This is a genomic window from Desulfitibacter alkalitolerans DSM 16504 (genome assembly GCF_000620305.1).
Classification (GTDB): Bacteria; Bacillota; DSM-16504; order Desulfitibacterales; family Desulfitibacteraceae; genus Desulfitibacter; species Desulfitibacter alkalitolerans.
This window is the reverse complement of sequence record NZ_KK211104.1, coordinates 196,361-205,952: the sequence shown is the minus strand read 5'-3', so window position 1 is coordinate 205,952 and position 9,592 is coordinate 196,361. Positions and strand designations below refer to the sequence as shown.

At 39.8% G+C, this 9,592-nt stretch carries 10 protein-coding genes; all 10 read left to right on the top strand.

Translation table 11 applies throughout. The features are described 5' to 3' along the window. The first annotated feature begins 104 nt into the window (after nucleotides 1–104). Nucleotides 105–242, top strand: coding sequence for a hypothetical protein (locus K364_RS26850; RefSeq protein ID WP_156946535.1), 138 nt, complete (start codon nucleotides 105–107; stop codon nucleotides 240–242). Nucleotides 243–403: 161 nt separating this feature from the next. Further along, nucleotides 404–1,390 (top strand): 3-oxoacyl-ACP synthase III family protein, encoded by a 987-nt coding sequence (locus K364_RS0119130; RefSeq protein ID WP_028309350.1) that lies wholly within the window; start codon nucleotides 404–406, stop codon nucleotides 1,388–1,390. A gap of 57 nt (nucleotides 1,391–1,447) precedes the next feature. Beyond that, complete coding sequence (gene ubiB, locus K364_RS0119125; protein ID WP_028309349.1) at nucleotides 1,448–3,148, top strand: 2-polyprenylphenol 6-hydroxylase; 1,701 nt, start codon at nucleotides 1,448–1,450, stop codon at nucleotides 3,146–3,148. A 93-nt stretch (nucleotides 3,149–3,241) separates the two neighbouring features. Then, entirely contained in the window at nucleotides 3,242–3,907 is a 666-nt protein-coding gene (locus K364_RS0119120; protein ID WP_051534255.1) for a putative ABC transporter permease, read from the top strand. Then, the gene (locus tag K364_RS0119115) at nucleotides 3,855–4,376 is read left to right on the top strand and encodes an HD domain-containing protein (RefSeq protein ID WP_028309347.1); all 522 of its coding nucleotides are present in this window, start codon (nucleotides 3,855–3,857) and stop codon (nucleotides 4,374–4,376) included. The genes K364_RS0119120 and K364_RS0119115 overlap by 53 nt, the downstream gene beginning before the upstream one ends. Nucleotides 4,377–4,430: 54 nt before the next feature. Beyond that, nucleotides 4,431–5,378: a YidC/Oxa1 family membrane protein insertase gene (locus tag K364_RS24845; protein ID WP_051534233.1), complete on the top strand. Its 948-nt coding sequence runs from the start codon at nucleotides 4,431–4,433 to the stop codon at nucleotides 5,376–5,378. A 19-nt stretch (nucleotides 5,379–5,397) separates the two neighbouring features. After that, complete coding sequence (gene dxs / locus K364_RS24840; protein WP_051534254.1) at nucleotides 5,398–7,272, top strand: 1-deoxy-D-xylulose-5-phosphate synthase; 1,875 nt, start codon at nucleotides 5,398–5,400, stop codon at nucleotides 7,270–7,272. Nucleotides 7,273–7,287: 15 nt separating this feature from the next. Further along, the gene (locus K364_RS0119100; protein ID WP_028309346.1) at nucleotides 7,288–7,605 is read left to right on the top strand and encodes a PadR family transcriptional regulator; all 318 of its coding nucleotides are present in this window, start codon (nucleotides 7,288–7,290) and stop codon (nucleotides 7,603–7,605) included. Nucleotides 7,606–7,795: 190 nt separating this feature from the next. After that, complete coding sequence (gene dhaS / locus K364_RS0119095; protein ID WP_028309345.1) at nucleotides 7,796–8,386, top strand: dihydroxyacetone kinase transcriptional activator DhaS; 591 nt, start codon at nucleotides 7,796–7,798, stop codon at nucleotides 8,384–8,386. 89 nt (nucleotides 8,387–8,475) lie between these two features. Further along, nucleotides 8,476–9,582: a DUF2974 domain-containing protein gene (locus tag K364_RS0119090; protein ID WP_028309344.1), complete on the top strand. Its 1,107-nt coding sequence runs from the start codon at nucleotides 8,476–8,478 to the stop codon at nucleotides 9,580–9,582. The last annotated feature ends 10 nt before the right edge of the window (nucleotides 9,583–9,592 follow it).

Below are 9,592 nucleotides of genomic sequence, written 5' to 3'. Positions count from 1 at the left end.
CATAATCATCTCTCCCGCTCACAAAATTTAATTATATCATAACATAGAGCAGGGTCAATGTCCAGCTTTTTCCCACGATTATGAGCAAGAGCCTCAAAGATTCTTTGGATCTAAGTAATCTTGTCAAAAAAGATGACATAAGAGAAATACTGCGTGAAGAGCTTTTGAGTGTGATAAACGATGAAGGAATCGCCAGAAAAGAAGACATCAGCAATCTTAAGAAAAGCTTGAATTCAAAGTAATAAATTTGTTTATATTTACCCTTTAGAACTTTTTTGTAGCGTTGTTAGTACGGACGTCCGATTATTGTTAAAAAATTATCAGAAGGTAATGCACGGAAAGATTGAAGGCTGAAACAAGGTCAGAAATTTAATAATAGGATGAAAAGGGGTTATATTCATCTGTGAGAAGCGTAGGAATTTTAGGATATGGATATTACCTGCCCGATTTGGTCTTAACCAACCACGAACTGGCCGGGCGTTTCGGGAAAACCGAAAACTGGATAGAAGAAAGGACGGGGATAAAAGAAAGAAGGATAACCGAATTCAACGTAGCTACATCGGACCTGGCTGTAAAAGCTGCGTTATCAGCGCTTGATAGAGCAAGCCTATCGCCGGGAGATATTGATTTGATTATCGTTGCTACCACAACACCCGATATGATATTCCCTTCAACTGCGTGTCTGATTCAACATGGGATAGGTGCATGCAACGCAGCAGCATTCGATGTTTCCGCAGCGTGTACCGGGTTTATGTATGGGCTGGACATTGCCGTAAATTATGTATCATCGGGGCAGTATAACAATATACTCTTGGTTGGGGCTGACACCTATTCAAGAATTACTAACTATGATGACCTTACCACGAGCATTCTATTCGGTGATGGAGCAGGTGCGGTTATCGTAGGGGAAGTACCGGAGGGTTTTGGCACCCTGGGAAGCATAATGGGTGCGGACGGTTCAGGGGCGGATTTGCTAAAGATACCGGCAGGAGGTTCAAGACTGCCTCTGACTCATGACCTTTTAGACGGCAGGTTGAATACAATCGCCATGAACGGTAGAGAAGTTTTCCAGTTTGCAGTAAGGATTTTTGAAAAGATGATAAAACAGGTTGTTGATAAAACAGGGGTGGGACTGGAGGATATAAGCTTAATAATACCCCACCAGGCAAATAAACGGATACTGCTCTCCGTTTCGGAAAGACTGAAAATGCCCCCGGAAAAGATGTATTGCAACATCGAATATTACGGCAATATGTCTTCGGCTTCCATACCTGTCGCTTTGTCCGAGGCATGTAACAATGGCAAAGTTAAAAAAGGCGACATATTGCTGTTAACCGGATTTGGAGCAGGCTTAACCTGGGGAGCCAGCCTGATGAAATGGTATGACTGAAATCGGGTTACAATAGAATTAAAGCTACAAAAAATACTGGAACAGGCTGTAATATAATTGGTTGTTATTAGCCGCTACAGACATATTAAGAGGTACAGGCAGATTATCCTGGTATTTGCCAGGCATGGCTTTGGTACGCTTATCGATCAACTGGGGATCTTTGACTACCTCAATATAAAAATTAAGAAAAGATTCGGGAAGGACAAAGATGAGAATAGTAATGAAAAGCTTTCAATCGGCGAACGTTTGAGGCTTTCGCTGGAGGAACTCGGCCCGACATTTGTAAAGCTTGGTCAGATAATAAGTACAAGGCCAGACATTCTTCCTCCTGACGTAATTGCAGAACTCGAAAAGCTGCAGGATGCCGTCTCTCCTTTTCCCTTTGAGGATGTAAAGTCCCTGATAGAAAGTGAATTTGACGACAAGCTTCAAAATATCTTTAAGGAATTTAACGAGATACCCCTGGCAGCTGCATCCATGGCCCAGGTGCATCTTGCCCGGCTGAACTCAGGCAGAAAAGTGGTAGTAAAGGTGCAAAGGCCGGGGATTGAACGGAATATATACCTGGACTTAAAGGTACTGGCAGACCTTGCATCCTTTATCGATAACCACACCAAATTCGGAAAGCTTTACGACTTTACCAAAATGGTACAGGAGTTTGAAAGCACACTAAAAAATGAACTGGATTTCAGGTTCGAGGGGGAAAATGCTGAAACATTCAAGGAAAACTTCTCTAAAGACAAAGGTGTTAAAGTGCCTGATATTAGCTGGATTCATACGACAAGGCGTGTACTCACGATGGAGTATATAGAGGGAATACGCCTTAACGATTTTCCTGCACTGGATAAGGCCGGGCTGGATCGAAGAGTAATTGCCAGAAATCTTGCGGTATCAATATTCAACCAGATTTTAAGGGATGGTTTTTTCCATGGAGATCCACACCCGGGCAATATTATGGTCATGCCCGGTAATGCGATTGTTTTCCTGGATTTGGGGATGGTAGGCAAGCTAAATGAAGAGCGCAAAGCCCAGTTTTTAAAAATGCTGATGGGAATAGCTTTTAAGAACAGCAGGTTGATTATACAGGCTATTGTTGGACTGGATGCCATGACACACCATATAAATATCAAAAAACTTGAAAAAGAAATTGATATTATGCGGGATAAATACCTGTCGGTACCTTTGAATGAAATAAAGGTAGGTGAAGTGTTCAACGAGATTTTCAATCTCGCATTTTCTTATAATATAGTGATTCCCGGCGAGTTTACGATGCTTGCAAAATCCCTTGTTACACTAGAAGGGTTGGTTGAAAAGCTTGATCCGGAGTTGAATGTCCTGGAAATTTCAGAACCTATTGCAAGGAAACTTATGTTCAAGACATTTTCCCCTGAAAAAATTGGCAAGGAAGTTTTTGGCGGAGTATTGGATTACGGAAGCTTATTAAGAGAATTCCCCTCCTTTTTGCTCAATTTTTTAAGGAAAATGGAAGATGACGAATTCACCATGCAGTTTAAAATGAAAGGTATTGAACGCATTGAAAAACGAATAGACAGGATTTTTACCAGACTATCCTTCAGTATCATACTGCTGGCTGTCAGTATAATAATTGCAGGAATTGTTGTAGGTTCAGGGATGAGTGCCCATACCGGTGCAGAAATATATGTTCTTAATATAACTGTCTTAAAGGTAGGCTTGGTTATAGCCGGCATAATGATTGTCGGTCTGATCCTTTCAGTGCTCAGGTCAAACCGCTTTTAAGGACTGCATTATAAATGAAAGGGGTATAGAAGTGTGAGTGGATTTTCAGATTTGGTGTTATTCTTTGCAATATATTCTTTTTTAGGTTGGTTAATGGAAACAATATTTGCAAGCATAAACGAAAGAAAGCTAATCAATAGAGGGTTTTTAACCGGTTTCTTTTGCCCGATCTATGGATTTGGCGCTATACTGATTGTTCAATCTTCAAAGTGGGTTACCGTTGTTTTTGAAGATTATTCGACATCATTATTCATAAGCATATTGTTTTCGATTCTTTTGGTTACTGCATTGGAGTATATCACAGGATTTGCTTTAGAGAAAGTTTTTATCTGCAAATGGTGGGATTACAGCAATAATGTTATGAATCTTAAGGGATATATATGTTTGCAATATTCACTTCTCTGGGGTATACTGGCATTTTTTTTGGTACAGGTGGCACATCCTGCTCTTTCAGAACTGGTTTTTTCCGTACCTGTGTCAACGAAGGGCTATATTGCAACGCTTATAATCCTGTACTTCCTGACGGATACCGCGAAGTCTGTACTTGATGCCCTGGATTTAAGAGAAGTGATTATTAATTATTCGAATTTACCGGTCAATAAATATTATGAAAAGATCATTAAATATAAAAGGTTTTTCCTTGCATTCCCCCGGCTGTTAATTTTAAATGCAGGTATTTTAAACCGTGATATAAGGAGCATTTTGAATGATAGAATTGATAAAATCAAAGTTGAACTTAAGAGCAGATTCCTCCCATGAGGAAGAATATAAAGAATGTATTAGTGATCTGATTCAACATGAGATGGTAGATTCAATGAAAAATTTTATACAGCATGGTGATATAAACTGCCTTGAGCACAGCCTATTTGTGTCATACATCAGCTATCTGGTATGCAGGCAGCTGGGATTTGACTACCGTTCAGCAGCCAGAGGTGGGCTACTGCATGACTTTTTCCTGTATGACTGGCATACAGGAAAGCCGTATAAAGGACTGCATGGATTTATTCATCCTCATATTGCATTACAAAATGCAAACAAATATTTCAATTTGAATGACAGAGAAAAGGACATCATACAGAAGCATATGTGGCCTTTAACCATAAGATTGCCAAGGTACAGGGAAGCTTTCGTTGTGCTGCTGGCAGATAAATATTGTGCATCTATGGAGATTGTCAAATTTGGCAGCGGGAAAAATGTTCATAGATTAAAAGAGATATTAGAAATATGAATTTACAAATATGTTTTATGTAAAAATGCTGTAATGTGCGAAAGAAGGTGTATGATGCTTGACTTTATTGCAATTCCCATGGGATATGTGTTGAAATTTATATATGATATGCTTGCGTTTAAAAATTATGGTATTGCAATCATACTGTTGACGGTTATGGTAAAAACACTTTTACTACCACTTTATATAAAGCAGTATCATTCAACATCAAAGCTTAGCGAAATTCAGCCTCAAATGCAGGAAATACAAAAGAGATATAAAAACGATAAGGAAAAGCTGAATGAAGAAATGATGAAACTTTACCAGGAAAATAAAGTAAACCCTGCTGGCGGCTGTTTGCCGCTGCTGATTCAGATGCCTATTCTTTTTTCATTATATTATGTAATCTCACAGCCTTTGAGGTATATGGTTGGAAAGTCACCGGAAACTATTTTGCACTTATTCGAAAAAATACCGATAGGTCCCGATAGAATATCAAATATACGTGACTTGAGCATTATCACTTACTTCGGGAAGCATACGGAGGAATTGGCAAGTGTTAGTCAAATGCTAAAAAAAGAAGAATTGCTTAATATGAATTTTCTTGGTATTAACCTTGGGGCAATTCCTACATGGAATTATCAAAAGCTTTTTGGAGATGTTGTAGGTGCACAAAATCTAATTTTGCTTCTAATTCCAATATTATCAGCAATTACGACCTATATCTCTGTTAAATATTCTATGCAGCAAACACCTCAGACAAGTGATAACCAAATGCAAGCATCCATGCAAAAAAGCATGATGTGGGTGTCTCCTGTCATGACCGCATTTATTTCTTTCAGCGTACCTGCCGGTCTGGGCCTTTACTGGATTGTGGGAAATATTTATCAGATAGCCCAGCAAATGTTTATGAACAGGTTTGTTATAAAAAAGAATGTGAAGGTGGAAGTGGAAAATAAAGAGGTGAAGGAAAGGAAAAACTCCGGTGGACAATCTATTAGGACGCATCAACGTGCCAAGTGATATCAAAAAACTGAATAGAATGCAATTGAAGCAATTGGCGGAAGAAATCAGAAAGCTTCTGATAGGATCAGTATCAAAGACGGGAGGTCATCTGGCTTCAAATTTGGGTGCAGTAGAGCTTACGATTGCACTCCATTTTATTTTTGATTCTCCAAAGGATAAAATTATATGGGATGTTGGACATCAGTCCTATACCCATAAAATTCTTACAGGCAGAAAGGAAAGATTCGGTACACTCAGGACGCTAAATGGCATCTCCGGCTTTCCCAAAGCAAGTGAAAGTGAGCATGATATTTTTAATACCGGGCACAGCAGTACCTCCATATCTGCTGCACTGGGTCTTGCAAAGGCAAGGGATATTAAAAACGAAAACTACTCCGTTATTTCAGTAATCGGAGATGGTGCCCTAACCGGAGGAATGGCTTTTGAAGCATTAAATGATGCCGGAAGGTCATTGAACAACTTGATTGTAGTCCTTAATGATAATAATTTTTCCATAAGACAAAATGTTGGAGGGCTTTCAAAGCATTTGGCGCAAATAAGGACAGAGCCCGCTTATTTCAAGTCAAAAGAGCTATTGGAACAGGCTTTTAACAGAATACCAGGTATTGGTGAGCCTCTTGCCGAAGGCCTGAACAGAATTAAAGGTGCAATCAAATATATGATCATGCACAGGACCTTGTTTGAAGAGCTTGGGTTTAAGTATTTCGGTCCTATAGACGGACATGATTTGAATGAGCTTATCGATATCTTTTCAAAGGCTAGGTTTATAAAAGGGCCTGTGCTGATTCATGTCCGTACCCAAAAAGGGAAGGGCTACGGGCCGGCGGAGGAAAAACCCCATGCTTTCCACAACGTATCCTCTTTTGAAATACGGTCCGGTGAAACATTGAATGATAAAAAAGATAGCTATTCGGCTATTTTCGGGAAAGAAATGGTGAAACTTGCCGGAGAAGAATGCAAACTCGTAGCCATTACCGCTGCGATGCCGGACGGTACGGGACTCAACGAGTTTTCCCAAAAATATCCGAAAAGATTTTTTGATGTGGGCATTGCTGAACAGTATGCCGTAACATTTGCGGCCGGCATGGCAAAAAGCGGACTTAAGCCTGTTTTCGCAGTATATTCATCCTTCCTGCAGCGGGCTTATGATCAAATTCTTCACGATGTTGCAGCGCAGAATTTGCACGTGACATTTGCTATAGACAGGGCTGGCGTTGTAGGTGAGGATGGAGAAACACATCAGGGAATCTACGACTTGTCATACCTCAGTCATATACCTAATATGTCTATTCTTTCTCCATGCGATTACAGAGAGCTTAAACAGATGTTGAGATATGCTGTCATGGAACATAATGGACCTATTGCAATAAGGTATCCCAGAGGAAAAGGCAAGGTTGTATTATCAGATATTAAAGACCCGGTAACCTGGCATAAAGGGATAAGAATTTGTAAGGGTACTGATGTTACCATTGTTACGGCCGGGAATATGGTGGAAACCTCCCTTCAAGTAGCGGCGACACTAAAGAATGAGGGAATTTCCGTTGATTTAATTAACGTTAGATTTCTGAAGCCCCTGGATGAAGAATTGATCATCGGTTCCGCAACGAGAATAAAGAAAGTAGTGACAATTGAGGATCATTCTATAATCGGAGGACTTGGAAGCAATGTTTTGCAGCTGTTAAACAGGTATGAACTTAATATTGAGATTAAAATGTTTGGCTTTCCGGACCACTTTATCGGGCAGGGTACGCGAAGCGAGCTATTCAGGATATATAAGCTTGATGCGGATTCCCTGATTCACGGAATTTTACGACTGCTGAGAAAAAACAAATTAATATTGAAAGACAGTGTACATGGTGTTTATTTGGGCAATAGATCAAAACTCAAATAGAAGGGAAAAAGTGTTATGGACATTCATCTAAAAAAAGGCATAATAGAGATTTGCATTTTAGCAATTTTATTTAGTAAGGATGCTTATGAATGTGAACTGAGCATGACACTTCAAGATGCGTTTGAGACATCGGAAATTATAATATATTCTCTGTTAAAAAAAATGCAAAAAGAAGGATTTATTAAAAGTGGTATAAAAGAAACCTCCAACAAAACGATGCTGAAATTTTACGGCATTACATCCGAAGGGAAAGATCAATTTGAGAACCTGAAGTATGAGTGGTATGAATTAAATCAAGCTGCAAAGCAATTTATAGATAGATTTATAGTCTAGGCTAAACAGCTTTTAGATTAATAATTAATAATTATAAGAAACAGCCGAGGTAATATTTTAAACGCTGCAAATGTACTTACGGTATTTAGGCTTTCATTGGTACCTATGTTTGGATTTTTTTACATATGGGAAACTGTCCATTAGCGGTATTATGGGCAATTATGCCCGGCTTGGGGAGAGGAGGTTTATCATGTCGGATTCAAACATTACCAAGCTGGCACTTGCCAATTCCTTAAAGGGACTTATGGCAAAGAATGCCTTCAACAGGATCTGCGTGAGCGATATTGTTGAAAATTGCGGGCTGACAAGGCAAGCATTTTATTATCATTTCAAGGACAAGTATGATCTTATGAACTGGATTTACTATACCGAAACCGCCCGCTTGATAAGCTCCTATAACACGGTAGAGCATTGGATGGACGGTCTGGTGGATTTGTGTAATTATATGCGGCAGAACAAGGCGTTTTATATTAACGCGCTCAATACAACCGGACAAAATTCTTTTCAGGAATATCTACATGATTACATCCGGGATATCTCGATATCAATAATAGAAAACCTTCAAAATGCAGAATTTGAAGAAGAAAAATGGGGATTTATTACCGAATTTATATCTACTGCTTTTGTCGGCATGATTGTACGATGGGCCAACAAGGGTATGAAAGAGGAACCGGCGGAGTACGTAACGAAAATTCGCAGCATTTTTGACGGAAGTATTTTTTGCGAACTTGAAAGCCTGAGCCAAAAGGTATCTGCGGAAAATCCGGCAGAATCGGAATAAAGCTATCGGACGCACATTTTTTTGAATTATATTTGTATGAGAACGGCATTGCTTGTAAAGAATTCTAAATTGGAATAGGAGCAGGTGATATGAAAAATATTATAGATTATACAAAAGTAATGGAAGATACTTTTGAAAATAGACAATTCAATGCTGTTGACAGCCTGGTGTTATCCCAATTGGCGTATTTGTATTACGATGGCGTCGTCCCCGGCTTATCGGATATTTCATCGCCAGTGCCGATCCAGGAAGTTGCTGCTATAGAGAATCCTGATACATTATATCAAGATGTGAGGGATCGCAAAAGCAACCGGCAACTGCTCTTTGCGTTCGCAAACAGTCCGCGGTTTCGTGACACGAAACTGGCTTTTTATGTGAATCAAATAGATAACACGGCAGAGAAGCAGTTCTCCGCCGTCACCTATCTTCTGAGCGATAATTCAGCATACATTGCTTACCGAGGCACCGATGCAACCTTTGTCGGATGGAAAGAGGATTTTAATATGGCGTTCACAAGCCCCATTCCGTCGCAAGACGAAGGCGTTGCATACTTGAATGCCGTTGCCGACAAAATTTCATGCAAATTAAAAATTGGCGGGCACTCAAAAGGAGGAAATATTGCAGTCTATTCCTCTATAAAATGCCGCCGGTCGGTTCAGGACAGGATCACACATATCTTTGATCATGATGGACCCGGATTCAAGGATGAGGTCTTTCAAAGCGACGGCTATTTGACAGTAAAGGATCGAATCCGCAAAACCATGCCGCAGTCCTCCGTGATTGGGATGCTTTTGCAGCATCAGGAAAAGTATTCCGTGGTGAAAAGCAACCGCATCTGGCTTATGCAGCACGATCCCTTTTCATGGCTGATTGACAGTGATGATTTTGAATATATTTCGTCGATCACCAAAAGCGCGCTCTATATGAATGAAACACTGAACCAGTGGGTTAACTCCCTGAACGACCAAAAACGGGAGCTATTTGTGAATACTCTGTATAATGTGATCAAAGCAACAAATGCTACGACATTTTATGACCTGATGGGAGATTGGCAGAAAAGAGCTTATGCCGTGCTTGGTGCAATGAAAGAAATTGATGATGAAACAAGAAGGTTTCTGTTTCAGACCATACGCTCACTATTTATTTTAGCTATGAAGAACATTCGGGAAATAAGAAAACATGACCTAATTTTATGAGCGGTTATTG